This window comes from uncultured Veillonella sp., from assembly GCF_963551295.1.
In the GTDB taxonomy this organism is placed as follows: Bacteria; Bacillota; Negativicutes; order Veillonellales; family Veillonellaceae; genus Veillonella.
The window spans coordinates 1-25,319 of the sequence record NZ_CAUVFT010000031.1 but is presented as its reverse complement, the minus strand read 5'-3'; the positions used below and the strand labels follow the sequence as shown (position 1 = coordinate 25,319).

Annotated in this window: 26 protein-coding genes; 4 read left to right on the top strand and 22 right to left on the bottom strand. The window is 38.3% G+C overall.

Annotation, left to right across the window (positions count from 1 at the left end):
- From RYO55_RS08245 to RYO55_RS08195, 11 genes are all read right to left on the bottom strand, one after another.
- A partial coding sequence (locus RYO55_RS08245) for an ABC transporter substrate-binding protein (protein ID WP_314985013.1) occupies positions 1-547 on the bottom strand: 547 nt, incomplete at its 3' end.
- A gap of 215 nt (positions 548-762) precedes the next feature.
- A complete protein-coding gene (locus RYO55_RS08240) occupies positions 763-2,826 on the bottom strand; it encodes a TonB-dependent receptor (RefSeq protein ID WP_314985011.1) in 2,064 nt (687 codons plus the stop codon).
- A 166-nt stretch (positions 2,827-2,992) separates the two neighbouring features.
- Entirely contained in the window at positions 2,993-3,796 is an 804-nt protein-coding gene (locus RYO55_RS08235) for a TonB family protein (protein WP_314985009.1), read from the bottom strand.
- Between the two features lie 8 nt (positions 3,797-3,804).
- Positions 3,805-4,209, bottom strand: coding sequence for a biopolymer transporter ExbD (locus RYO55_RS08230; RefSeq protein WP_004698134.1), 405 nt, complete (start codon positions 4,207-4,209; stop codon positions 3,805-3,807).
- Positions 4,206-4,817 (bottom strand): MotA/TolQ/ExbB proton channel family protein, encoded by a 612-nt coding sequence (locus tag RYO55_RS08225; RefSeq protein WP_302497991.1) that lies wholly within the window; start codon positions 4,815-4,817, stop codon positions 4,206-4,208. The genes RYO55_RS08230 and RYO55_RS08225 overlap by 4 nt, the downstream gene beginning before the upstream one ends.
- 305 nt (positions 4,818-5,122) lie before the next feature.
- The gene (locus RYO55_RS08220; RefSeq protein ID WP_004694662.1) at positions 5,123-5,344 is read right to left on the bottom strand and encodes a DUF2922 domain-containing protein; all 222 of its coding nucleotides are present in this window, start codon (positions 5,342-5,344) and stop codon (positions 5,123-5,125) included.
- A gap of 221 nt (positions 5,345-5,565) precedes the next feature.
- Positions 5,566-5,772: a DUF1659 domain-containing protein gene (locus RYO55_RS08215; RefSeq protein WP_004698290.1), complete on the bottom strand. Its 207-nt coding sequence runs from the start codon at positions 5,770-5,772 to the stop codon at positions 5,566-5,568.
- A gap of 225 nt (positions 5,773-5,997) precedes the next feature.
- On the bottom strand, positions 5,998-6,744 hold the full coding sequence (locus tag RYO55_RS08210) for a hypothetical protein (RefSeq protein WP_314985008.1): 747 nt from the start codon (positions 6,742-6,744) through the stop codon (positions 5,998-6,000).
- Positions 6,745-7,205: 461 nt separating this feature from the next.
- Entirely contained in the window at positions 7,206-8,081 is an 876-nt protein-coding gene (locus RYO55_RS08205; RefSeq protein ID WP_004698224.1) for a CoB--CoM heterodisulfide reductase iron-sulfur subunit B family protein, read from the bottom strand.
- Positions 8,081-9,043: a succinate dehydrogenase/fumarate reductase iron-sulfur subunit gene (locus RYO55_RS08200; protein WP_008714753.1), complete on the bottom strand. Its 963-nt coding sequence runs from the start codon at positions 9,041-9,043 to the stop codon at positions 8,081-8,083. The genes RYO55_RS08205 and RYO55_RS08200 overlap by 1 nt, the downstream gene beginning before the upstream one ends.
- Position 9,044: 1 nt before the next feature.
- Positions 9,045-10,763, bottom strand: coding sequence for an FAD-binding protein (locus RYO55_RS08195; protein WP_302497992.1), 1,719 nt, complete (start codon positions 10,761-10,763; stop codon positions 9,045-9,047).
- 887 nt (positions 10,764-11,650) lie between these two features.
- On the opposite strand from RYO55_RS08195, the gene RYO55_RS08190 reads away from it, so the two are divergent.
- Positions 11,651-12,325, top strand: a complete 675-nt coding sequence (locus RYO55_RS08190; protein ID WP_004698139.1) for a response regulator transcription factor — start codon at positions 11,651-11,653, stop codon at positions 12,323-12,325.
- Positions 12,303-13,718, top strand: a complete 1,416-nt coding sequence (locus RYO55_RS08185; RefSeq protein ID WP_278467490.1) for a HAMP domain-containing sensor histidine kinase — start codon at positions 12,303-12,305, stop codon at positions 13,716-13,718. Before RYO55_RS08190 ends, RYO55_RS08185 begins: the two co-directional genes overlap by 23 nt.
- A gap of 166 nt (positions 13,719-13,884) precedes the next feature.
- Here RYO55_RS08185 and RYO55_RS08180 read toward each other — a convergent pair whose 3' ends face one another.
- The 4 genes from RYO55_RS08180 to RYO55_RS08165 form a co-directional block, all read right to left on the bottom strand.
- The gene (locus RYO55_RS08180; protein WP_314985006.1) at positions 13,885-15,198 is read right to left on the bottom strand and encodes a DUF445 domain-containing protein; all 1,314 of its coding nucleotides are present in this window, start codon (positions 15,196-15,198) and stop codon (positions 13,885-13,887) included.
- On the bottom strand, positions 15,195-16,430 hold the full coding sequence (locus RYO55_RS08175; protein WP_314985004.1) for a DUF445 family protein: 1,236 nt from the start codon (positions 16,428-16,430) through the stop codon (positions 15,195-15,197). The genes RYO55_RS08180 and RYO55_RS08175 overlap by 4 nt, the downstream gene beginning before the upstream one ends.
- 96 nt (positions 16,431-16,526) lie before the next feature.
- Positions 16,527-17,228 (bottom strand): MBL fold metallo-hydrolase, encoded by a 702-nt coding sequence (locus tag RYO55_RS08170; RefSeq protein ID WP_314985002.1) that lies wholly within the window; start codon positions 17,226-17,228, stop codon positions 16,527-16,529.
- Positions 17,229-17,372: 144 nt separating this feature from the next.
- Positions 17,373-17,729 (bottom strand): helix-turn-helix domain-containing protein, encoded by a 357-nt coding sequence (locus RYO55_RS08165; protein ID WP_302498918.1) that lies wholly within the window; start codon positions 17,727-17,729, stop codon positions 17,373-17,375.
- Positions 17,730-18,302: 573 nt separating this feature from the next.
- Here RYO55_RS08165 and ygiD point away from each other — a divergent pair.
- Positions 18,303-19,094, top strand: a complete 792-nt coding sequence (ygiD, locus tag RYO55_RS08160) for a 4,5-DOPA dioxygenase extradiol (protein WP_314985000.1) — start codon at positions 18,303-18,305, stop codon at positions 19,092-19,094.
- A gap of 729 nt (positions 19,095-19,823) precedes the next feature.
- On the top strand, positions 19,824-20,090 hold the full coding sequence (locus RYO55_RS08155; protein WP_314984999.1) for a hypothetical protein: 267 nt from the start codon (positions 19,824-19,826) through the stop codon (positions 20,088-20,090).
- A gap of 171 nt (positions 20,091-20,261) precedes the next feature.
- On the opposite strand, the gene RYO55_RS08150 is transcribed toward RYO55_RS08155, so the two are convergent.
- From RYO55_RS08150 to pta, 7 genes are all read right to left on the bottom strand, one after another.
- A complete protein-coding gene (locus RYO55_RS08150) occupies positions 20,262-20,606 on the bottom strand; it encodes an IS3 family transposase (RefSeq protein WP_314984998.1) in 345 nt (114 codons plus the stop codon).
- 24 nt (positions 20,607-20,630) lie between these two features.
- Entirely contained in the window at positions 20,631-21,065 is a 435-nt protein-coding gene (locus tag RYO55_RS09750; RefSeq protein ID WP_399554518.1) for an IS3 family transposase, read from the bottom strand.
- Positions 21,066-21,096: 31 nt separating this feature from the next.
- Positions 21,097-21,639, bottom strand: coding sequence for a helix-turn-helix domain-containing protein (locus tag RYO55_RS08145; protein WP_314984997.1), 543 nt, complete (start codon positions 21,637-21,639; stop codon positions 21,097-21,099).
- Between the two features lie 121 nt (positions 21,640-21,760).
- Positions 21,761-22,303, bottom strand: coding sequence for a glutathione peroxidase (locus RYO55_RS08140; protein ID WP_314984996.1), 543 nt, complete (start codon positions 22,301-22,303; stop codon positions 21,761-21,763).
- Positions 22,304-22,321: 18 nt separating this feature from the next.
- Entirely contained in the window at positions 22,322-23,125 is an 804-nt protein-coding gene (locus tag RYO55_RS08135; protein ID WP_314984995.1) for a hypothetical protein, read from the bottom strand.
- Between the two features lie 276 nt (positions 23,126-23,401).
- Complete coding sequence (locus RYO55_RS08130; protein ID WP_314984993.1) at positions 23,402-24,061, bottom strand: DUF542 domain-containing protein; 660 nt, start codon at positions 24,059-24,061, stop codon at positions 23,402-23,404.
- 265 nt (positions 24,062-24,326) lie between these two features.
- The coding region (gene pta, locus RYO55_RS08125) for a phosphate acetyltransferase (RefSeq protein WP_314984992.1) at positions 24,327-25,319 on the bottom strand (993 nt) is incomplete at its 5' end.

Below are 25,319 nucleotides of genomic sequence, written 5' to 3'. Positions count from 1 at the left end.
GTTGGTAACTTGTAGGTGTCCCAAAAACGATGAGGACACGCGGTGCCGACTCATCTTTATGGCGCTGTATGATTGCCTCTAAGATATCATTATATTTCCGGACCAGCGCATTTGCCTCCCTATCACGACCGGTCATGATTCCCACATGTCGAATATGGTCCATGATGTCATCATAATTGGAGGATAAATGGTAAAAGCTAGGAATATGATTCGCATTAAAAGCTTTGCGCAATGCCGTTTGAAACGGCATTGCAATGCCGATAACGAGATTCGGGTCGGACATAATAATTCGTTCAATACTTGGAGATACAGCACTATTCATATTCGGATACTGTGCAATTTTAGCCTGCACCTCTGCCGGTAACTCCCTTGAATTTACTACGCCTACGGGGCTAACACCTAAAGCGATGAGTAATTCACTATCCGCCGAAGAAATAGATACTACACGACTTGCTACACTTGGCAACGACACAATTTGCTTCGTATCATCTTCAATCTGAATAGCACCTGCCTCGCTGAATACCTCTCGCTTGCCTTCAAAGCTCATAACCGTAGTAAAAGCTCCCACAACGGAAACAATCCCCAATAAACATAATAACGGCTTATTGATAATGATCACCTCGCAGATTACTTATGCAAGCTAAACCTCATACATTATAGTTTCAAATTAATGCCACTATATTACATACGCCAATACATACGCATCTATTTCATTCATACATTAAGGCCTCAGCATTTCATGCGTACATTAATATCTCACTATTACATACGCAAGTTAAGACCCATGCGATAAGTGGCGCCATGAATATCCCGTAAGTCTTGTTTTTCACCAAATATATTTTCAACCCCTACATACATGGATGCATTGTCATTCAACTGACGAGTAACCATGACGTTCCAAGTTTGAATATTTTTCTTTTTCGGGATACTGAGACGTGGGTTAACAACGATAGCATCGATGCCATCGAGGTAGTTAATGTAATAGTTACCCCAGAACGCACCAGTCCAACGGCCTTGATGATAATTAACACCACCACTAAATACATGACGACCACGGTTTAACAGACGATTATGGGTAACGTCATTCTTTGCATCCAAATAAGTATAGTTACCGAATACATCCCATTTATCATTGAGTTTATGATTTACAGATAATTCCACACCTTGCAATACAGCACGAGGTAAATTGGAATACGAAATATAAATACGGCGATTTGCCATATCAATACGACTGGCACCGCTTTCAATATAATTTTTAATCACATTGTGGAAGTAGGACGCCTTAACATTTGTCCGTTTCCAATCTTTTTCTACGGAGAAATCAAAGTTATAAGAGCTTTCAGGTTTCAAATTAGGATTACCTTGCAAATATATATCGAAAGCCCCTAATCGCCCTCTCGGTACATTAGATGCCATAAGCCAATGATGATACATTTCCGTCATACCAGGTGTGGAATAGCCTGCACCGTAGTTCATTTTAAAGCGAAGACTATCATTTGCTTTATAGGTAACACCAATCTTAGGCGACCAATGGCTATCAAATGTATTTGACGTATCATAACGAACCGCAGGAATAATTACCCATTTGCGACTAGGTTTCCATTGATGTTGCACAAAGTAACTACCGTAATTAATGGTTGCCTTACCCGCGGTATCTGTAATGCCTTCTCGAGTTCTTGACCATGCAATGGAGCCATTATTAATACGCGTACTAATCGCTTCTTGACGGCGGAATTGAACGCCATAAGTCAAGAGATTCTTCTTATTGATTGCCGTGTTAACCTGTGCATCTGTAATCCATTCTTTATTATAATATTCATCCCAAATGGATAGTTTTTTTATGCCACCCGTGCGTTTATATTGATCATAAGTGTCTTTGTAATGATTGTAATAAGACTGCACCATAAGCGATGACCGACCGCGACGACCATTCCAACGAAGGCCTGTACTTGTAGTAGTCGTATTTTTATCAACCGATTGAGTTAAAGCACTGCCTTTTCTCGTATTCATATCCAAGTCTTCAGTTTCTCGATCTATAAAGAAGGAAAATTTATCCCTTTTTCCTGCTTGATAAGATACGTCAAAATGAAGCGGTATCCTGTCACCATGATAGTTATTATCCGATCCAGAATCATTATTTCCCGCTATATTTCTGCGAATACCGGCACCGATCGACCCGTTCCACTTTCCTTGTTGTCCACTACGAGCCAATACATTGAAGTTATATCCCGTCGCACTCGATGCATCACGCCGAGAAATTTCAGTATTAACCTCTACACTTGGCTTTCTGGATTGCTTTGTAATAATATTAATAACCCCACCGTTCGCCTCGGAACCATAAAGGGCACTCGACGGACCACGAATTATTTCAATGCGTTCCACATTATCCATGCCTTGACGAAGCCAGCCCATGGCATTAGCTCTCGTTTTCGTCAACTCTCCCGTAACACGTCGTCCATCAATAAGAATTAATGTATGACGAGATTCGGCGCCACGCATCGTAATATTTTGTCCACCATGAGCATCGGTGCTGAAAGCAACGCCTGGCACACTTTGTAAGGCTTGCTCTAAATTACGATATTGGCGATCTTTAATTTCCTCTTGTGAAATAATCGTTGTCGCGATTGGCACATCGCGAACTAATGCCTCCGTACGAGTAGCCGTAACCGTAATATCTTTCATGCGTCTTGACTGCTCATCACTTACAGTATTTTGAGATTCATTCATACTATCTACACTTGTAGAACTATTATTTTCTGCACCTACCACACCTGCAACAGACGTTAGATATACAACACACAATAGTGCTGCCCATGACTTTTTCATCACACACCTCCAGAAAATATATTAGGGCTCTAATAGTATAAAACGATATCTAATCTCAATTATATATTCATCAGGAATAACTATCAATATTATTTTATGTTATCAAAGTAATATATATACATATAAAAAAACTAGTATCCATAAAGACACTAGTTTTTCATTATACTTATAAATTATAGTGAATTGTAATATCTGCATATTGTTGTGTACCTGTAGAATTTTCAGCGCCACCAATACTGCGAGCATATTCCATAGCATGCTCTGATAACATAGGATCATCAGAATTAAGAACTTCCACACTGGCAACACTGCCACCTGGGGCAAAATAAATTCTTAGTGTTACATCACCTTGAATTCCCATAGTGTATGCATCTGTAGGGTAATTACTATTAATTGCACTTTGTAAATTACTCCAATATCCATCATAACTAAATGTGCCGCCACCACCGACATCTACTTCGGTGCCTCCTGTACCCTCACGATTGCTAAGCCCTTCTCCACTTCCTGTTGATGCATACCCAATTCCAGGACCTTCAGGCCCGACAAGTCCACTCCCCGTATTGCTACCGACAGAAGATTGTTTAATAGTACCTGTTTCACCAACACTCGCTTGTTGACTAGACGGACTTATATCACTTTTTGTAGGAACAGCAGAGTTTCCATTTTGTCCTCCATGACCGGCTCCACCGTTATCAGATTGAACTTTATTATTTTCCAATTCTTTTTGGTGTTGAAGCTCATGAACCTTCTCTTCTTTAATCTGCTCTTTAATTTCTTCTACTTGTTTCTCCGCTTCCTGTTCCGTTAGAAAATTAATTTGCAAAGATCCGGTCATTTGAGATTCGATGTAATCAGAAAAGGAAATAAAAGCAACACCAACCGTAATAATACTGATAATAGTAGCAATAACAAAGGCTTTTTTATAGGTCATATGTGGGTATTTCCACACATCTATATATTTTTTCGCCATAGCATCACCTATTTATTAACAGTGGCAATACTAATACTTGCAGCGCCAGCTACTTTCATATCATCCATTAACTCCACGACCTTGCCATAGCTCAAATCCTTATCGGCACGAATAAGGAAATTTTGATTTTTATTCTCTCCAATCTTGGCTTTCACAGAGCTAATAAGCTGTTCTTTCGTCACATACCCATCATCTATCATCAGCTGCCCAGATTTTTCAAAATCAATTAAAACCGGGCGCAACTCAGCGGACTGCTGCGTTTTCGTTTTTGGCAGCATAATAGATAAGGATTGTTGTGGAATTGTATATATGGTGCTAATCATAAAAAATACGAGCAAGAAAAAGATGATATCAATCATAGGAATAACCATTAAAGTAGGCTTTTCTCCCTCCATACGACTCATTCGTTTCATGCAGCATGCCCCCGATCATAAGAATCTAAAACACGAGAAAATGAATCTTCTAAACGAGATATCGTCATGCGTACATGATGGGTAAATGCAGCATGGAAACATAACGCTACAATAGCCACGCAAAGCCCGGAAGCAGTTGCGACAAGGGCTTCCCCCACACCACCGGTAATAGCAGTAGGTACCGCACCGTCAGCACCGAATACCTGAAAGGCACCAATCATACCCGTTACAGTACCAAGCAAGCCTAATAATGGTGCTATCGTAACAATGGTAGAGAGCCAATCAAGGCCACGAGAAGCGTGCGTATAAACATGAGCCACCATATCCTCCATTTTAGACTGCAATACATTACGATCCTGACACTGTCCAAGCACGCGAGGTAGATTATACGAAATATTAGCTGTATATTTAGATTCTAAGGTAGTTAATAAGGATTGCCAGTTCATTTCGCTCCCTTCTAATGCATCATTCAGAGCAAACATTTCCCGCTTCAATTGTCGATAATAAGCTATACGTTCAATCGCTATAGCTACGGCAATGATAAGGGCCACTAGTAACGGCCACATAACAAATCCACCATGTAAGAATAATTCCCAAGCCTCTTTCATCGTAAACCTCCTTTATTAACAGCTTAATTCTATAAACTTATTTTCTCCCCTACTAAACTAGTTTTAAATAAATCAAGTTGCATCAAAACGATAATCAAAATCACTTAATAAGTCTACCATATCATACTATATTTTCCAATATCATATAAATACCAGTCATTATAAAGGATATTATAAATTATAAACCTGAAATAATTTTGAACTTACGTCTCAATTGCAACACAAAAAGAGACCTTGCTTTGATCAAGGTCTCTTTTTATTAAATTATATTTCCACTAACAAAATCACATCGTACATAATCAGTACTATTGCAATTCAGTAGTTTGTGTCTTTACTTCGCGAGCCGTAGTAAATGCTGCTAATTCTGCATCACCAGCACCAAGAATGACTTTATTAGCAACTAACGCATTAGCCGCTGTTTTAGCATCTTGTAAAGTAATTCCAGCACGAGGAGCACTAATTGTGACTGATGTGCTTTTACCACCGACCGTAGAAAATGTAAGATATACAACGCGTTTTTCCGCCATGTGGGCGCCTCCTTTCACGTTTCATAAACAAGTTCATCGAATCTAGATAGGCTATAAACATGTTAGATTACAAATATACGTATCTTCGATTCATATCAATAAGGATGGGAATGTGTGGACTTGCTATTTCTACACCTTTTTACGACTATATAAGAATGTACGAAACCAGCAATTAAAAATGTGTTTGGATCACCTAAAACAAAATGGTAGAAAACCTACACTTAATGTCCTAAGGATACTTCATTGACGCGGACCACGTCGGACAAGCTGTGGTCATACAAGGCTGCCAGCGCATTACCAACGGTTTTCACATGATCGTCAGACGCTTCTTCCGCAACACGAGTATAGGTTACGTCTTTGTACTTCGGCGCATCTTCGGTACCGATGTTAAAACGCAACACCAATTTAGTGCGTTTAATGTTAGCCATCGTATCACCTCCTTTCACCCTCTTATATTCCTGAGGCCCTCATTCGACAACCCTCTTGCCGTTATTTAAGGTACTTATGGTGAAAGTAGCTGAACTCTGACTGTAATACTATAAATTGAAATAGAAAAAGACCTCTACCTAATGTTATCTAGAAGTTTATCAATCTAGATAACACCGGTAAAGGTCTATAAAGTGCTCTTACTACGAGTACTATCCATATACATATTATTCGGTTTTCAAAGCCAACATAAAGTCATATGCTTTAACAGCGGCTTCAGTGTCCACAAAATGTAGAGGATTTAACATACGACAGAATTTAAAAAGATATTCATGTTTATCCAGAATGTCTTTTATATGTAGAACGATCTCACGGGCTGTACAAGCTGAGCTATAGCCATTCATCATAGCATATAGATAACATATAGGTAAATTATCCTCTCGGAAAAAACTGTGAACAAAGACGAGTAAATCCCAGCCTTGCGGTGTTAACTCAGGCCAACGACGGCTATTCTCCCAATCTAGCAGAGTAATCTTATCTTCTTCTGGCTCATAAGTAATGTCTCGCATGGCAGGACGACCATGGCTTAAACCATAATCATGCAAGCGCCCCAATGTCTTGCCAAACATATAAAAAATATGACTTAACATATCTTGCAAACTATCATCCTCTGGATGTTGAGCAGGCAATTGGCTATAATATGTTAACGTTTTGCCACAATCTTCTGTAACAAAATAATGTTCTCTAAAACCAGCAATAACAGGAGCTACTGGTAATTGCGTATTCACAAAAGAAATCTTGTAAAACTCATAATCAAAAGAAGCTCTAGGTGCGGGCTTAATCCAACTAGAGCGATGGTTACTTATATCCTGTTTTACAAAGTACTGTTTGTTGTTAAAATCCACAGAAAAAACACGATGTTCTGTCTCTTGATCAATCATTCGATCGATATATTCTAATAGCATATCATTCATTATTTTCCCCCCGTATATACACTCTATAATGCTAATCACCCTCTCAAAGCATAATAACTAGTATTTCCAATATAATATCTCCCAAATTTATATTGTATAGTCTAGTATATATAGCATTATAATAATTTATGAATTACAACATATTAGCTATTACTCATATAAGTGTATACAATTTGTGTACTTATTATACTACAATTATCAATCGATATCAAAATCAAATTTATTTATAAAGTTAGTATTTTACTGTATTTATTTTACATTTATCGGTTTATATATATTTCACGATTAATATTTCAGTACACTTAAATCCAAATCTATTACCATTAATATTACTGGAGCTCTATTTATAAAAAAGAAAAATCCCCTAGCCTAAGCTAGGGGATTCTTCTGGTAATTATGATAATAGGTTTAGATTCAGACTACTATATAGACCAACTCTGATCATGTCTAAATCAAACGAATTAACCTACAAATTTTGTCACTGCCGCAGTATCAGTTAAGTGACGTTTAGGCATACCCATTTCAGCAGGAGAAATGCCAAGAGCAAGACCTACTAATTGGGACATGTGCAAGATTGGCATATCTTTGCCACCGCCAACAACTTCTTTAGCTTCTTTTTGGAACATATCAAGTTGCATTTGGCAAAGTGGGCAAGGAGTAACTACGCAATCTGCACCTTCTGTTGCCGCATCTTTATTGATAGAGCCAGTCATTTGCATTACGGAATCATGCGCAGGGTATACAGCATGGAAACCGCAGCAATCAAGTTTACGGGAGAAGTCGATTGGTGTAGCACCGATAGCAGAGATCAAATCTGCTAAGGATGTAGGCATTTGATAATCTTCGAAGCCCAATTCAGTTTGAGGGCGAAGAATATGGCAGCCATAGTATTCAGCTACACGTAAACCAGTTAAAGGTTTAACAACTTTAGCTTTCAATTTGTCCAAACCGTAGTCGCGGATTAATACCCATAAGAAATGAGTAATATCAGTTGTACCGCGGTATTGTTTACCGATTTGAGCTAATTTTTTGTTAACTTCGTTCTTTTCTTTTTCGTTTGCATCAAGTTCATTTTTAGCTTCACGAAGCATCAAAGTACAAGTATTACATACAGTTAAAAGGTTTAAACCCTTTTCTTCTGCTAATGCAATGTTACGTGCGTTTGTAGCGAGTGTAACTTCTGGAGCGATATCTTGAACGTGGGAAGCGCCGCAGCAAGTCCAGCCGTCAAGTTCTTCCAACTCAATACCTAATTTTTTAGCTACAGCAACTGTTGCTAAGTAATCTTCTTTGGCAGCGCTTTCAAGAACGCAACCTGGGAAAAATGCGTATTTCATTATTTGCTTACCTCCTCAGCTGCTTTCATAAGTCTGCGAACACCATCAATACCGTTTACAGGTTTTTGAGGTACTACAAGTTCAAATGGGTTGATTTTGCTGTGTTTCCACAAACGCAATGCATAGAATGCTTGTTTAGCGGAATCTACAACACCATCAGATTTCAAGCTCATAGAAACTTCTTTCAAGCGACCAGTTTTGTAAAGGTCCTCTTTGAAAGCAACTGCATGGCGAACGCCTTTGCTGTTAGTAAGACCAGCTTTTGTAGCTTCTTTACGCAAGTTGGAAATGTCTTGAGCAGGTTTTAAGTGTTTAGGGCAACGGGAGATACAGTTCATGCAGTGAACGCATTTCCAAAGACCGTTGTCGAATGCAGGTTGAATGTGAGCCATAGGTGCATCATCACGGCTATCCAATACGAAACGGTTAGCTTTTGTGAATACATATGGTTCCAAGAAGTCGTCTTCGCGAGCAGTCAATTTGTTACATTCAGACGCACAGCAACCGCAAAGGATACATTCTGTACCAGCAACGAATTTTTTGAAGTCAGCTGGAGTTTGGCGAACGATTTTGTCCCCTTCGTTGAATTCAGCTTTAAGGAAAATCCAAGGAGCAACTGTTTTCAAGCGATCAACTTTGGATTCCCAATCAACAACTAAGTCACGGATAACACGGAAGTTGCCGATTGGAGCGATTGTCAATTCGTCTGTGCCATAACGTTCTGTTAATTCATCGATTTTAGATTCACAGCCGAGCATCGCTTCGCCATTTACACGAATGGAGCAAGCGCCGCAAACTGCGGAACGGCAAGCTGCCAAGAATGTCAATGTTGGATCTTGAGTATCTTTAATTTTTTGAAGGCCCCAGAGGATTGTACGGTCAGGTTCGTAATCGAATTTGAAAGTCTGTACAAACGCGCGACCTTGTTGGTAACGGTGAATATGGTAGGTGATTTGTCTCATCTTAGTACTTCCTTTCTTGTGGTTCGTATTTAGTGAACACTACGTCGCGTTCTGTTAATTCGTATTGACCGTCAGCACCTAATTTGATCAAGGAATGTTTTAAGTATCTTTCATCATTACGTTTAGGATGGTCTTCACGAATATGAGCACCACGAGATTCACGGCGGTGTAAAGCGCCCATAGCAATAGCTTTTGCTACTGTTAACATGGAGCCAATTTCACAATAGTTTACGAATGCCATGTTGTAAGTACGTTCAGGGTCACCTACATAACAAGTTTTATAATCTTCAATCAATTGTTCGATTTCTTTTAATGCTTCAGTAATACCTTCTTCATTACGGAAGATACCTACTTTATTCCACATTGCATCAGCCAATGCATCGCGGATTTCTACAACCGGACGACCGCCTTCACGGGATGTTACTTCTGTGAAACGAGCTTCCCAAGCTTTTGCAGCTGCAGCAAGTTCCGCATCTACGTTAGGTTGTTCATGTGTTTCAGCATAATCAGCTGCGCCAGCACCGGATACTTTACCGAATACTACGCCGTCTGCCAAGGAGTTACCACCCAAGCGGTTCGCACCGTGGATGGAGATACAAGATGCTTCGCCAGAAGCGAACAAACCAGGCAATTCACATGCACAAGTTTTGTAATCCACTACGTCGATACCGCCCATTGTATAGTGACATGTTGGACGAATAGGTACCGGTTGAGTCAATGGATCACAATGTTCGAAAGTCATAGCCAAGTCACGAATACCATGAAGTTTTTCGATGATAACTTCAGGACCTAAGTGACGAAGGTCAGCTACTACGTATGCGTTAAGACCGGAACCGAAACCACGACCTGCAGCGATTTCATCTTCGATTGCTTTCGCTACAACGTCACGGGATGCCAATTCCATTTTGTTAGGCGCATATTTTTTCATGAAACGTTCGCCTTCAGAATTAAGAAGATAACCACCTTCACCACGAACCGCTTCAGACATCAAGATACCGGTACGACCAAGACCAGTCGGATGGAATTGGATCATTTCCATATCCTTCAAACCATTACCGGCACGGAATGCTGCTGCCATACCATCGCCAGTGGAAAGGAATGGGTTTGTAGTACGAGTCCAGAAAATACGGCCTGCACCACCAGTAGACAAAATAATTGCTTTCGCTTTAATTTGTTCTACTTTACCTTCTTTCATGTTCCACACAACAGCGCCACCAACGTGACCTTCTGCAGATTTAACAAGATCTAAAAGGTACCATTCTTGTAAGAAGTGTACGCCTTCTTTCAAGCATTGTTCGTAAGTTGTGTGCAAAATAATATGACCAGTTTTATCCGCAGAGTAGCAAGTACGTGGATAGGATTGACCACCGAAGTTACGTTGCGCAATTTTATTCTCTTCAGTACGGGAGAATGGAGCACCCATGTGGTCCATTTCAAGTACGCCTTCTGGGCAACGAGAGCAGAAGAATTCGATTGCATCTTGGTCGCCAAGATAGTCAGAGCCTTTTACAGTATCAAAAGTATGAGTTTCAACTGTATCTTCAGCTGCAACGTTGTTCAAACATGCATTTACACCGCCTTGCGCCATTGCTGTTGCAGAGCGAGTTGGGAAAATTTTAGTAATAAGAGCTACTTTTAAGCCTTTGCGACGACCTACTTCAAGAGCCGCACGCATGCCGGCGCCACCGCTACCTACTACTAGAACATCAAACTGTTCCATAATGACCTCCTCATAACTACCTATTAATAAGAAACCTGTTAGACTATCTCATTTCAAAAACTTATAAAAATTTTTGATAACCTAATCATTTTTCTTTCAAGAAAAACCCCATACTTATGCGATTTTTCTTATTCCTTTACCTATAATTATAGAGAGCATTTCAGGTCATGTCTAAACCCTATTATGCATAATTAATTTTGATTAATCTAATTGATAATTTATTTCACTTAGTATTTTTAAGGTAAAAAGAGGAGTCAAAAAAATAACTATATGAATAATTTTTACAAGAAGTTAAGAATTTTACGAAAGTAATTCGGTTCCGAAATTTTTCTACTTTTTTATTTCCTTTGGTATCTATATAATCCGCATAAATACTAGCTTTTTAATCATTACTAACAGTTTATAATAATTAATATCCATTAAATTCCTACCAAATTCACCTAGATTTTAATTATCGAAAATTATCGTTTTTCTCCGCTCATAACAAGTATTTATCCCTGTGATAATAATTATCATAAGTTTTTTTAGTGATTTATTGCACATCATCTAAAATCGATAAAATCATCCTCATCTATGCGCATACGGCAATCTTCGATATAGTTAGATTTTATTCATTAGCAGAATTCATTAAGTTTCTGTCTTTCACCATTTTTAAGGCTTTTAAAGATGAAGAAAAGTCTTGTAAACTCGCATGTACATTCATCTTTTGCTCATTACTATTGTATAAGGTATGATAATAGATAAATAAGTTATATAATATTATATATATAGTCACCTTATATGGTGTTGTAGCTTTCAAAAAAAGGAAGTTTATATATATATATAATGACTATAATTAATGTAGTTGGAGAGCTATATTTTTAAATCATACATAAGGAGAACAGAGAATGAAAATTTTACTTGTAGAAGACGAAGAAATGCTGAATGGTATCACGGCTAAATATTTACGTGCAGAGAATATGACAGTTGATACATGCTTCAACGGGCAACAAGCGATCGATTACGTTAACACATCCAGCTATGACGTTATCGTAATGGATATTATGATGCCAATCCTCGATGGTATCAGTGCTCTCGCACAAATGCGTAACGACGGTAATACAACGCCGGTATTGCTTTTAACAGCAAAGGATTCCTTACAAGATAAAGTTACAGGCCTTAACACTGGCGCGGATGATTACCTTGTAAAACCTTTCGATCTTGAAGAGTTAACTGCTCGTATTTATGCATTGGCTCGTCGTAATGCGCGTCATGCACAAAACGATATCCATGTAGGTCCACTTACCATCAATGTTCCTCAACGTACAGTTAAACGCGACGGCGAAACAATTACATTGACTGCAAAAGAATTTGACCTATTATTCTATTTAGCAAGTAACGAAAATATCGTATTATCTCGTCAACAAATCCTTGACCATGTTTGGGAATACGATTATGAAAGCTACTCTAACCTTATCGACGTATACATTAAAGATTTGCGTAAGAAAATTGATACTGATGAAAATGTAAAACTCATTCAAACGGTTCGTGGAGTAGGGTATGTCCTCAAAACAGAAAACTAATGATCCTCACCGAGATCTAGATACCATGTCTGGGGCAGCCACCGATTTATTTAATCGGCTGCCCCTAACCTTTAAAATTATGTCGTGGTATACCATCTTTTTGCTTATCATTTTGATGGTTGCATCCGCATGGATTTACGCATATACACATGAATCCGATAACAAAGAAGTGCGCGAGCGCTTACAGCAGCAAGCGATGATTATGGCTACGGATATCCGCAAGTTTAAACCGTACCAAGATAATACATTCTTCTTTGTATCAACTCAAGACGGCTATATTATTAAAGGGGCCTTGCCAGATGGGTTTCCAAACCAAACAATTCTTTCCTTAGGCCAAGTTGGTGAAATTGCTGCAGGCGATGATACCTTCTACTACTACGATACACCGGTCAATGAACCAAACTATCGTGGTATTTTGCGTGCTGTTACAAAAGTAAAAACAGCCTCTAAAAAGACGGAAAACCTTTTATACAGCCTATTATTAGGAAATATCATTTTCTTACTAATTTCCTCTCTAGGTGGTTATCTTTTCATCAAAAAAGGACTTAAGCCCGTTCGAACCTTGACGAAAACAGCTAAAGTCATCGGTAAAAATAACGACTTGAGCCGTCGTATCGACATTCCTGCTCGCACGGCAAGAGATGAAATCTACGAACTGACCACAACCTTTAACCGTATGATTTCAGGCCTTGAGGATTCTTCCAATCGTGAAAGACAGTTTAGTTCTGACGTATCTCATGAATTGAGAACACCAATTGCTGTTATTAAAGCAGAAAGTGAATTTGCTTTAAAATACGGTCGTACGGAAGCAGATTTACGGGAAGGTTTAACACATATCTTAGAGCAAGCTAAATTCATGACTAATCTTGTAAGCCAACTGCTTGATGTAGCCCGCCTTGAAAATGCACAAGGTCTAAGCTTTGCACCTGTCAATGTATCACTGATGTTATCCAATATGGTGCACGACTATACAAGACTTTGTACAGAAAATACAGATAAACAGATTACGATTACATCTCACATTGAGCCTAATTTACATATGAATGCTCACGAAGTATCATTACGTCGAGCTATCACAAACCTAGTGGACAATGCCATTAAGTTTACAAACTCTACTATTGATATTTCGGCTAAACTCGTAGGCAGAGACTTAGTCATTACCGTAACAGATAATGGTATTGGCATCGAACCTGAAGCTCTGGATCATATTTGGGATCGTATGTATCAGACGGAACAATCGCGAAACAAAAAATCTAATCACGGTATAGGTCTAGGTCTATACTTTGTAAATAAAGTTATTAACTTACACCATGGCACAGTAACTGCCATGAGTGAACCACAAGTAAAGACTACATTTACAGTGCGATTGCCGTACAACACAACGGAAGAATAACATAAAAGGGACTGCCCATTGGTCAGTCCCTTTTCTATATCAATTTTAATCCAAAAAGCCCATAATGTAGAAATTAATTAAACCATAAAAAACTAGCATATAGAAGCTCCTTCTATATGCTAGTTTTTATGTATTTAGTTTTAAAGCAACTTATAGATAATTAACTTTATCCTACAAATTGTTGCCAAAACGGCATATATACATATTCTAAGAAGGTCCATACAAGTAGACCCGCTACAGCACCAACGATAGCGCCATTAATACGAATCCAGCTGAGATCATCCTCCACCTTAGATTCAATAAAGTAAATAAATTTATCTGTACTGAGACCACCTAATACTTGACGTATGATAGTTTCAATGAGGTCATACCCTTGTTCAAGTACGTAGTCGCCAATATCGTGTAAGGTTTTTTCAATACGATTTCTAAGATCTTCTGATTGACCGTATACATTCCATAATTCAAGAGCAATATTAACTAAAACCTGAGCCGGCGTCTCCCCATTTTCATCCCCTACGAGCAATAATTCTTCTATATAAGGGCATAAATGGTTTTCGATAACAGATTCCCAATCTTGTTCGCGAATCCAACGTTTCCACGCTTCATCAAGAGCATCGCAGACTTCATGGTTCTCTTCAATATTACGAATTGGTTCTACCCATTGTCGCAACCAAGCTGTTCGTTCAGGGCTATTGGGTCGTTTCCAGCTTTCCAACATAGCATAGGCCTCTTGGACAATAGCCTCTGCCATTTCTTGATAGTTTACTACATCGGTAGCTTCGGACATAGAAATAAGGAAATCAGACCAGAAGCCTTTTCGCTTTTTCTTATGTGCCTCTTCTGCTACGACAGCGGTAAGCCAGGTAACCATAGCTGGATGATTAATCCGTTCTTGAACCACGTTTAAAACTTGCACAACCATACTTTCATAGCGATTATGCTCACATAAATCGAGTAATACGTGTTTCAAAACAGGCACGAGAGAATGTTGTTGAAGCAACCCGCGAATGCGTTTTGCCCCCCATTGTGCCCATTCTTCATTAGTTTGAGATTTCCATAAAAGGTGTAGTCCTTGATGAATCACAAGGCGCGCTGCTCTCTGCCCCTCAGGAGACAACAAGAACTTTTCAAACAATGGCACAAATTGCACATTTTTCAATAATACCTTACAACGCTCCTTGGTAAGCATCTTCGTCTCTACAAGTTTAATGACACCATTAATGAGGCGATCTTTATTGCGAGGAATTAGCGCTGTATGATATGGGAAGCCTAGTGGCTTGCGAAATAAAGCCGTTACAGCAAACCAGTCAGCCACACTGCCGATGAGGGCAGATTGAACAGCCCAGTACAACGGTTGATACCAACTTTCATAGCCAAAGAAAAATTGTCCTACAAAAGCAAAACAATACAATACGGCAGTCAAGCCTAGAATGCCATTAGCCCGCTGTTTCAAGGTAAGGGATTTCAAATAACTAATCATTTGAGCACCCCCTCTACGAAGATGGTCAAACCGTATAAGATGCCGCCAAGGACAGCGCCTATAAGGGAACCATTAATACGCACCATTTGAAGGTCATAATACATTTTACCGCGCACGATTTGTGTGATCTCATCAGGCGAGTAACGAGATAATTCCTGACCTACCACACTATCGATGAGCGGGTTCAACTTCTGCAACCACGGAATACTGCGCAACAAGAAGAACCGTTCAAACGGCGCCTGCTTATCTGGATTCAACAAAATTTCGGTGCCGAGCACATTAAAGCGATCGATAACGATGTCCATGAGGCGTTTCCAGTCCAATGTATCCCCATCGATAAGTTTGCCTTCCCATTCTTCAAGAACCATTCTAATCCACTGATTTTTATGTTCTTCGATGAAAGCTTGCCATTCTGTATTGGTTTCTAGGTTATTGAAGAATCGAATTGCTTGGCCCCATACATAGCGCCCCAATGCAGAATCGATAGATTCATTTTCCTTCAAGAACTTAACAGCTTTTTTCTGTACCGTTTCTACCAATCGTTCTGGTGAAAGTCCATCTCCACCAAAGGCGATAGCCAATTCGCGAAAGAAAGAATCCTTTGTATAAGTTTTCATAATGTCTAGCATGACGCGATACAAATACGGGTATACCTGATTTGATGCGATAACACGCTGACATGTGCGGTTAAAATAAAGCCAAAACACGCTTGCTGTGTGACGTTCTAGCATACAACGACCAAAGAGAATAACAAGGGGTGTTGCTTTCCAGTTTGTAACTCCCTTATAAATGGCCTTATTAATCTCTTGGCGCATCGGTTCAATATCCATATGAGATAAAACTTGATTGCCCACACCGTACAAGAGATTTCGAATTTGAACTTGTCCCACATCGCTCATGCCGTATTCAACGATACGGACCATAACGCGTTCTTTTTTGATAGCATAATACATCTGTGGCACGCGCAATAGCTCTTCGCTGAGCATAGTGCGGCCTATCTGAATTAACCGTTCCTTACTGCGCGGCAAAATTGCCGTTTTGAAAGGAATGCCTAAAGGCTTCGTAAAGAGAGCCGTTACTGCATACCAGTCCGCGAGGCCACCTATCATAGCTGCCCCAGAGATATGCATGATAAAGGCCCAAAATATATCATGTCGCTGCGGATATGAAATTAAAAATATAATAGCCATGACAACCAATAGGGTGGTTGCCACTGGTTTGGTTTTCATCATCACTTGATCCTAACTTACTCAATTGCGCATATAGACTATCCCTATATAACGTAGTGACCTCGAGGCCTACGGACTTTCACAAATTATATCTACAATCTAAAAGGTAGCCTCATCGCCATCTTTTTGAGGTTCCCAAATCGGCACCTCCCCAAAGAGAGCTTTAAAGTATACAGACGGTGCCCATAATGGACCATTTAAATGCATTGGAATAAAGGCTTTATTCACCTGTACACGGCGCAAAAATTCAATACTACCCCACTCCATAGCGTCTTCCAAACGATTGTCTACTGGGAACATCGCTACATCTACGGATAAGCCGTCTAATTCCTTGAACTCACGCCAAGCCATACGCTTTGCATCCGCATTGTTTTCTGGCGTATCGCCAAGCCAATGCCACCAATTAAGGTCGCCTGCATGGAAGATAGAGTCAGAGTCGATATTCGCCGTATTTGTCTTTACGTAAAAAGAACCGCCTTCATCGGTGCTGCCATACATATGGATGCCTACATCATCTAATATCGCATCTTGGCCAGGACGCATGGTAATACATTTTTTTACCTTGCCTTCTAACGGCACATCTTGATGGCAAATATAGCGCGTTTGAGGACCATCAAATTCCGTAATGGACGGATTAAAGTGGTCTCCATGAGTATGTGTCACGAAGAACCAAAGCTCACGACCTCGTTTTGCCAATTGCCAAACAATATTATTAGGATCCTTATAATAATCAAACACATAGCAACGCTTACCATCCTCTACGAGGAATCCGCTATGCGCTAAAAAAGTAACATGTAACATTATTATCAATACCTCTAATTTATTGAGAATCTATATCATTCGTATTTTTTATTATACCATATTTTTCATGCCTACGCTTAGGTATAGAACGGGCTAATACAATTTAATAATAGCAAATTTGATAAGAAATGCCGCTGGCATTTCTCAGATGCGGCCAGCGGCTTTCATATAGTCGATATATTGGTTGCCCCAATTTTCAAGGGATGCGAGAACTGTTTTAAAACCGGCCCCCACTTCGGTAAGGCTATATTCAACCTTAGGTGGAATTGTACCATATACTTCACGATGTACAAGGCCATCATCCTCCATTTGACGCAACGCTCTTGTAAGAGTTGCTTGCGTGATTGGATATAATCTTCGCTCTAGTTCACGGAATCGCACAGGACCTTCAGATAATTCATGCATGATCAACAAAGACCATTTACCAGCCAATAACTTTTGACTCGTTGCAAAAGGACATCTGCCAACTAGATCATGAACATTTACGAGTTGCTCTGCCATTGTCATTCTCCTTTTCTTTCTAATTTAGTTCAAATCATATCACAATTTTTTAGTATTGCAAGTATTTTATAGTATCTTTTTTTTGGGTACAAAACTTTTTAAAAAATTTTTAGTTAGTAAACACCACAATTCTATCAATTTTGATAGTACCTATCTCAAATAATTCTACTATTCAAAATGTTTGCACATCTATATAATGAGGACATCAGGTGAACACAGTATTAACTGTAGAGTAAGGCTTAAAGATCGCTAGTAGTGATAATAATTTACTCAATCACATTTAAAGAACTACTCTTTCAACAAAAGAGATACTTTCAGAATAAGGAGAATCATCATGAATATTTTAGTAATCGGTGCAAATGGTAACGCAGGTCGTCAACGTTTTACTGCGGTGCAAAACTAATATCTCAATCTATTTTCATGTCTCTATATGCAACAATCCTCCTCCCTATACAAAACAACGTATATAAAGACACCGCGGGCTATTGACTGCAAGTAATACCCATCACTTATAATAAAAACAATACTTTTAAACAAATAATATTTTTATATTTATATACGGTAGGTGATATTATGAAACGCATGCCAACATTATTCGTAGGCCATGGTAGTCCCATGATGGCCTTAGAACATACAGAAATAACAAATACTTTCACAAGTATAGGACAAAATATTATCAACAACTATGGCAAACCAAAAGCCATACTTGCCATCTCCGCCCATTGGTATGCAGATGGCACCTACATTCAAAGCGCAGAGAATCCAAAACAACTTTACGATATGTATGGATTCCCTCAAGAACTCTACGAAGTTGTATATCCTGCAAAGGGTGACAGCAATTTAACGAAAGAAGTACAAAAATTACTGGGTAACTCCGTTTCTATAAATGACACTTGGGGCATCGATCACGGCATGTGGACCGTGTTAGTTCACATGTTCCCTGATGCATCAATTCCAGTTGTCCAACTATCTATCAACAAACACCTGAGCCCAAAAGAAGCCTATCAACTAGGAACAAAACTTCAGTCATTACGCGATGAAGGCTATCTTATTATGGGCAGTGGTAATATTGTTCATAATTTAAGACGCTTGGAATGGGAAAATCCATCGGGCTCCCCTGCTACGATTGAGTTTGACCAATATATTACCAACGCTGTATTAGAAAACGATGTAAATACGGTCATTAATTACTCCGATTATCCTCAAGCAAACTACGCAGTGCCAACACCAGAGCACTACCTCCCATTGATTTATATTATGGGCGCTAGCGAAGGCTTACAGCCAACAGTATTTAACCAAACCTATAATACGGGCTCCCTATCCATGACGGGCTTTATTTTTGAGGATGAGAATAGAGAAAAATAAAAGTCAGTGTAACGTATGCAAGCATTCTTTATAATCGTGCTTTGACATTTTGTTTTTAGGACTAACGAATATTATCAAATATATATCTAGTTGTTGTATATCAAAATATAAAATCATCATAGTCGTATTGCTGAAATATATCGTATAGCGTTTGCGAAAATAAACTTGTAAATGGTAAATACGAATACCAATGTGGATTCCTAGACAATACATAGTTCCTGTCACTATAACTAAGCAAGCATTAGACTCTATCACAAAACTAGATTAACGTCTAGATGGGTTACGAATAACGTATCTAGACAAGAAACAGTTTGGAAAACTATAGCTATTTTGGAAATACATAGCGTGACTAAAATCGACAAAAAATTTTCATATTTAATAAATGGCGATATAAAAATAAAATCTATATATACTAATACATGACAAACATTCTCTTAGGCAGACGACAATGAGATTAATGATCTATCCTCAAGTTGCTTATCATTACCAATAGGTGGTACAGAAGGACAAGATAAAAAGATCTGGCAATATTAATACCTATAGTCATGTTATTTTAGATGTTAGTGGTTTATAGATGATTCTATGGAACTTAGAGGTAAAGTTGTTGGTATAGTTACATATGATGTAGATAATGTACAAAATATTTATACTATTAAGTTAAATACTACAGAATATATTGCACTAAATAATAATACGTATTATACTGGCCTTAAAAGGAGGTATTGTATTATGAAATTTTTAGTTGCTTTAATTGTGTTATTATCTTGTGCTTTTTCATCCAATGCGTTCTACAATAATCCAAATGGTAGTTATGCCTATGACATAGGGTATAACTCTGGATATATACATGGTTCGTCTGGACATTGGGCAGAATCTAATTATGGTCGTAACTACGATTATATCGAAGGGTACAATGACGGATATTATGATGGACAGTCTGAATACTACAACAGACAAAACACAATAGACGAATATAACCAAAGTCTGTATTATTAATTTGCAAATAAGAGATTTATGTCAAAACGAAAATTATCCTCGCCAACGCACGAATTGGTTATTAATCAAGGTGACGATTTTCTTTCCAACCTGTAATCAAAGATGCACAAAAAGAGAGCTGTAACAGAATGCGGTTTTATGATCTGCACCCATTTTCTTGAACAGATATAATTAAGCTACTTTTTGGGAATGAGTTCGGTATTCTACCGGACTCATTCCTTTTAATTTGAGCTTAATAGGTTTTGTATTGTAATAATCAATATAATCTCTTAATTTGTTGATAAAATCTTCATAGGAAGTAAATTCCTCTAAATATAACAACTCTGATTTTAGTAAGCCAAAGAAGTTTTCCATCACGCTATTATCCAAACAGTTTCCTTTTCGAGACATACTTTGGATGATAGCGTGATTTTTTAATGTTTCTTGATACGTACTATGCTGATACTGCCAGCCTTGATCTGAATGCAAGATGCAGCCTTTGCTATCTGGCCTATTCTTAAAGGCTTTATCCAGCATAGATAACACCTGTGTTAATACAGGTCATTCTGATATTTCATAGGATACAATTTCTCCATTATACAGATCTAAGATTGGTGATAAATAAACCTTACGCCCAAACAAGTGGAATTCGGTAATATCTGTGGTCCATTTTTGATCTGGCTTTGTTGCAGTAAAGTTTCGCTTAATAATATTAGGAGCAATTTTTCCTTCGGTACCCCTATATGAACGGTACTTCTTTAGACGAACTTTGCATGTTAAGTTTTCTTCCTTCATAATACGCATCACAACTTTGTGATTCACATTGAAGCCTAATTTATGTAATGCTATTCTGATTCTGCGATATCCGTAACGACCTTTATTCATCGATACAAGTGTATGAATAGCCTCTCGTTCTTCAACATATTTGTCTCTCTTCTTTATGCTAACTAGGCGTGCATAATACGTACTTCGACTAATACCAAAGTATTTGAGCATAAACTGAAAAGGATATATGTTTCTTAATCTTTCAATGGCAATTGTTTGTGCTTTTTTTTACAGCTCTATTGGGTTTAGCTATTTCACGCATTTCTTTCATAAAGTCGTCATAAAAAGATATTTCATACTTTAATCGAGCATTTTCAGCTTCCAGTTCTTTAATACGTTCCTTATCTGATTTTTGGCTTGAATCTACTTGTATTTTAATTTCTTTCTTAGTCTTCATAGGTGGTCTACCTTTTGGCTTGGGTTGCAACCCCAAAATCCCTTCCTCTAAATACCGCTTTTGCCATGCTGCAATTAGGCTAGGATTATCTAAACTAAATAATGCTGCTGTTTCTTTAAAGGATAACTTATCTTTCCACCTAGTTTCAAGAACTTTACATTTAAAATCTGCTGAGAATACTTGTTTACCAATTTTATGGGTCAAATTATGACTAAGGTTAAACTTGTGTAGCCAATTTTTTACAGTACTTTCAGGAATTGCAAGCTCCTTAGCAATTCTAAAGGGAGTTAATTCTTTTTCAAAAAGGCTAATGACTTTTTCTTTAACTTCTTTTGAGTATTTTGACATAAAAAACTGCACCTCCAAAAATTGTGTCCAATTTTTGGGGTGCAGTTCAATCAGTTTTATTTTCTATAACAAGAATTATAGGAGCTAATAATTATAAGAATTGCAAATCATGCCTATTAAATTATAGCAGTTCTTTAATGAAAGCTTCCATTTCCTCTGGGCTTACAACAGGCTCAAAACGGCCCACTACATTACCTTTACGATCTACAACAAATTTAGTAAAATTCCACTTTACTTCATCATCATTAAGATAATTAGGGTCAATACCATTAAGATAATCCGTAAGCATTTCCGTCTTATCACTAGGTGGGAAGCCTTGGAATGGATGTTCTCGAATCATGTATTTGAAAAGATCTAATGCACTTTCATCGCGTACATCTGCTTTCCCCATAACTGTAAAAGTGACACCGTAATTCAATTTGCAGAAGGATTGGATTTCGTTATTAGAACCAGGTTCTTCCTCTCCAAATTGATTGGAAGGAACCGCAATAATTTCTAATCCTTGCTCTTTATATTGCTTATAAAGAGCCTCTAGTCCCTCATATTGGTGAGTAAACCCACATTTACTCGCCGTATTAACAATGATAAGAACTTTGCCTTCAAATGTTTGTAATGATTGTAATTCCCCAGACTTAGTAGGCAGGGAAAATTGATATACAGACATGGAATCTCCTAATTTAAATTAAAAATCTCTATTATATTTATAACGCACATCATAATCAAAGGCAGCTGTTCTATCAGCAGCAGTTTGCTGCCATTCTGTAGGTGCCGTACCATCCTTATCAAGAAAGAATCCAGAGTCGAGGTAGCGAATGATAATATAGTTAGAATCCTTTTGATCAAAGCCATTACCGCGGGAGAAGTCGATACCATGTCCGGTATTACGCGTTACGATAGCTTCCAACAAAGGCAACGTAATGGCATTCAACGTGATTTTCATATCACATTTGTCGAAAATCTTTTTGAAGAAGGAACTAGGTTTTTCTTCTTTATACACTAGTAGTTTACTAATTGTACCATTAGATGCACACACTACGCGACGGATTTCATTAATAGGGATATCTACCTTGCCATTTGAGATAACACCGTTTTTAATAGTAATTTCTCGTTTCCCCATGTAGGAGTAATCTAGTGGCAATTGAAGGGTGTCTAAATTTGCAGGGAAGTCCGCTGTCAATTTATGGCGAGCAAAGGCAGCAATGATCGCTTTAGTTTCACGAATATTGTGACCAGCATTAGATTCCTTACGGTCAGTATCTAAATCTTGGCCTTCAATATTTTTCCAATTATGGTCTCTAAATATAATCGAATAGTTACTATTTGAATTTAAATATCTTGTAAGATGAAGCTCATTTACGTCATCAAAATCAATGTCAATTATCACCTGACCATTCGAATCTTTACAGAGTACACCATTGTAACTAACCGTCAATATACGATCCGTACTTTCAAAAACAACAGGATTTGTGTCGAATACAGAAATCATAGCCCTCTCCTTTTCACGACTTCAAACATAACTACACCTGTATATATCAAGTGCATTTACTCAATATATTGATTAACGATATTAATCAAATATAGTTAACTTAATCATACACCTTCTATATGAATTTACGCAAATGATGTATTTCCCCCATACTATAGCTACAAACTCATGATTCTCAAGATAACAAAAGACACCAACCATTCGATTGGTGTCTTTACTACATACAAGGGTCCATTTTGCAATAGAGCCTTGTCGTTATACAGATGATATTATAATCTATTTCATGTCAAACAAAACAGAATTTTCTAAGAAAATATGTTCATGAAGACCTTCTTCTAAGGCTTTCATGGTCTTAAATACATAGACATAAGTAGCACAGCCATCTGCTGGTGCTGTGTACTGGTTGGTCAATGCACTTAAGGATTCCAAAAGTACACCTGCAGCTTCGTGTTCAGCCCGAAGTTCATCAAAGTCTATTGGTTTACCCGCTTTAAACTCAGGAAAGTCTACATGTTCTTCATGCCGGAAATGAGGTACAAGAGCGGATTTGAGTTGCAAAAAGGCTTGATAAATCTTTGTCAATTCCTCACCATGATGGTCATAATGTACATTTAGTAGTTTTGCCAATCCTTGGTCAATTTCATCAATCATATTCAATTGTTCTCGATGATAGGTATGAACGATGTAGTCAATCAATTGGTCTTTAGAATAACTAAGCACCTCTGCACGAGAAGATTTCTGAGCAACTTGTACATCATTTAACATAGCAATGTATGCATCCACATCTTTACCTGTTTCTGCAATAGCCTCTGCTAAAGGATGTCCACCACCACAGCAAAAATCTATTCCATCTTTTGCTAATACATCCATTAACTCTGGATTTACTTTAACCGCATCAGCTACGGTCATGGATTTATCAATAGTTCCAAAACTCATAAGATACACCTCCAATGGTTTACGCCGATCTATATTCTTATAGTTATACTATACGATCAACCATGGATTCTGTCTGTCGCAGTGGCTACGAATTTGAAAGTAACATGACAACAATGGTAAGGCTGTAGAAAATAACATAAAGTAATGGATATAAAAATATATGGATATATATTGAACATACAAAAAGCTGGCCCCATAGAGCCAGCTTTCAGCATATCAAAATATATATTACATATGTTTATATATATAATTGTGTGAGTAACTATTAGATGCTTTCAACAGCAGCGATAGCGGCAACGTCTACAACGTCTTGAGCGGAGCAACCACGGGAAAGGTCATGAACTGGTTTAGCCAAACCTTGAATCAATGGGCCAAGAGCATCAGCGCCGGAGAAGCGTTGTACCAATTTGTAACCGATGTTAGCAGCTTGAAGATCAGGGAAGATCAAGATGTTAGCTTTACCAGCTACGTTGGAGCCAGGAGCTTTCTTTTCTGCTACGGAAGGAACGATGGAAGCGTCCAATTGTAATTCGCCGTCGAATTTGAAGTCAACATTGCGTGCTTTCAAGATGTTAACAGCTTCAACCACTTTATCTACTTCAGGAGTGGAAGCAGAACCTTTTGTGGAGAAGGACAACATGGATACGCGAGGATCAGCCATGCCAACAACTTTGCGAGCTTTTTCTACAGTAGATTCTGCAATATCAGCCAATTGTTCGCTAGTTGGGTTAGGCAATACGCCGCAATCGGAGAATACAAGCATACCGTCGTCGCCATATTCTTTTTTGCTTGTGAACATGAACATGGAAGAAGATACAGTTTTAAGACCTGGTTTAGTACCTACTACTTGTAATGCAGCGCGCAATACGTTTGCAGTTGGGCAAGCAGAGCCAGCAACCATGCCGTCTACTGCACCAAGGCGAACAAGCATAGCACCGAAGAACAAGCAATCACCTTTCATAGTTGCATCAGCCTTTTCAGGAGTCATACCTTTTTTAGCGCGCAATTCTACGAATGTGTCAACCATTTCTTGGTAACGATCGTAGTTAGCAGGATCGATGATTTCAGCACCTTCAATGGATACACCAACGGCTTTAGCAGCTTCAGCGATTTCAGCAGGGCTACCAACGAGTACAGGTGTTACGAAACCTTCTTTCAAAATAATTTCAGTTGCTTTCAATACGCGTTCATCTTTGTATTCTGGCAACACGATTTTTTTACCTAATGGTTTTACTTGGTCTTTTAATTTTTGAATTAA

Coding starts and splice junctions, on each gene's coding strand:
- RYO55_RS08185 (WP_278467490.1), top strand. CDS start 12,303: ATGTCCTCAAAACAGAAAACTAATGATCCTCACCGAGATCTAGATACC.
- RYO55_RS08170 (WP_314985002.1), bottom strand. CDS start 17,228: ATGTTACATGTTACTTTTTTAGCGCATAGCGGATTCCTCGTAGAGGAT.
- RYO55_RS08190 (WP_004698139.1), top strand. CDS start 11,651: ATGAAAATTTTACTTGTAGAAGACGAAGAAATGCTGAATGGTATCACG.
- RYO55_RS08165 (WP_302498918.1), bottom strand. CDS start 17,729: ATGGCAGAGCAACTCGTAAATGTTCATGATCTAGTTGGCAGATGTCCT.
- RYO55_RS08155 (WP_314984999.1), top strand. CDS start 19,824: ATGAAATTTTTAGTTGCTTTAATTGTGTTATTATCTTGTGCTTTTTCA.
- RYO55_RS08205 (WP_004698224.1), bottom strand. CDS start 8,081: ATGAAATACGCATTTTTCCCAGGTTGCGTTCTTGAAAGCGCTGCCAAA.
- RYO55_RS08240 (WP_314985011.1), bottom strand. CDS start 2,826: ATGAAAAAGTCATGGGCAGCACTATTGTGTGTTGTATATCTAACGTCT.
- RYO55_RS08230 (WP_004698134.1), bottom strand. CDS start 4,209: ATGAAACGAATGAGTCGTATGGAGGGAGAAAAGCCTACTTTAATGGTT.
- RYO55_RS09750 (WP_399554518.1), bottom strand. CDS start 21,065: ATGCTCAAATACTTTGGTATTAGTCGAAGTACGTATTATGCACGCCTA.
- RYO55_RS08220 (WP_004694662.1), bottom strand. CDS start 5,344: ATGGCGGAAAAACGCGTTGTATATCTTACATTTTCTACGGTCGGTGGT.
- RYO55_RS08150 (WP_314984998.1), bottom strand. CDS start 20,606: ATGCTGGATAAAGCCTTTAAGAATAGGCCAGATAGCAAAGGCTGCATC.
- RYO55_RS08195 (WP_302497992.1), bottom strand. CDS start 10,763: ATGGAACAGTTTGATGTTCTAGTAGTAGGTAGCGGTGGCGCCGGCATG.
- RYO55_RS08215 (WP_004698290.1), bottom strand. CDS start 5,772: ATGGCTAACATTAAACGCACTAAATTGGTGTTGCGTTTTAACATCGGT.
- RYO55_RS08180 (WP_314985006.1), bottom strand. CDS start 15,198: ATGATTAGTTATTTGAAATCCCTTACCTTGAAACAGCGGGCTAATGGC.
- ygiD (WP_314985000.1), top strand. CDS start 18,303: ATGAAACGCATGCCAACATTATTCGTAGGCCATGGTAGTCCCATGATG.
- RYO55_RS08130 (WP_314984993.1), bottom strand. CDS start 24,061: ATGAGTTTTGGAACTATTGATAAATCCATGACCGTAGCTGATGCGGTT.
- RYO55_RS08210 (WP_314985008.1), bottom strand. CDS start 6,744: ATGAATGATATGCTATTAGAATATATCGATCGAATGATTGATCAAGAG.
- RYO55_RS08140 (WP_314984996.1), bottom strand. CDS start 22,303: ATGTCTGTATATCAATTTTCCCTGCCTACTAAGTCTGGGGAATTACAA.
- RYO55_RS08235 (WP_314985009.1), bottom strand. CDS start 3,796: ATGGCGAAAAAATATATAGATGTGTGGAAATACCCACATATGACCTAT.
- RYO55_RS08175 (WP_314985004.1), bottom strand. CDS start 16,430: ATGATGAAAACCAAACCAGTGGCAACCACCCTATTGGTTGTCATGGCT.
- RYO55_RS08200 (WP_008714753.1), bottom strand. CDS start 9,043: ATGAGACAAATCACCTACCATATTCACCGTTACCAACAAGGTCGCGCG.
- RYO55_RS08225 (WP_302497991.1), bottom strand. CDS start 4,817: ATGAAAGAGGCTTGGGAATTATTCTTACATGGTGGATTTGTTATGTGG.
- RYO55_RS08135 (WP_314984995.1), bottom strand. CDS start 23,125: ATGATTTCTGTATTCGACACAAATCCTGTTGTTTTTGAAAGTACGGAT.
- RYO55_RS08145 (WP_314984997.1), bottom strand. CDS start 21,639: ATGTCAAAATACTCAAAAGAAGTTAAAGAAAAAGTCATTAGCCTTTTT.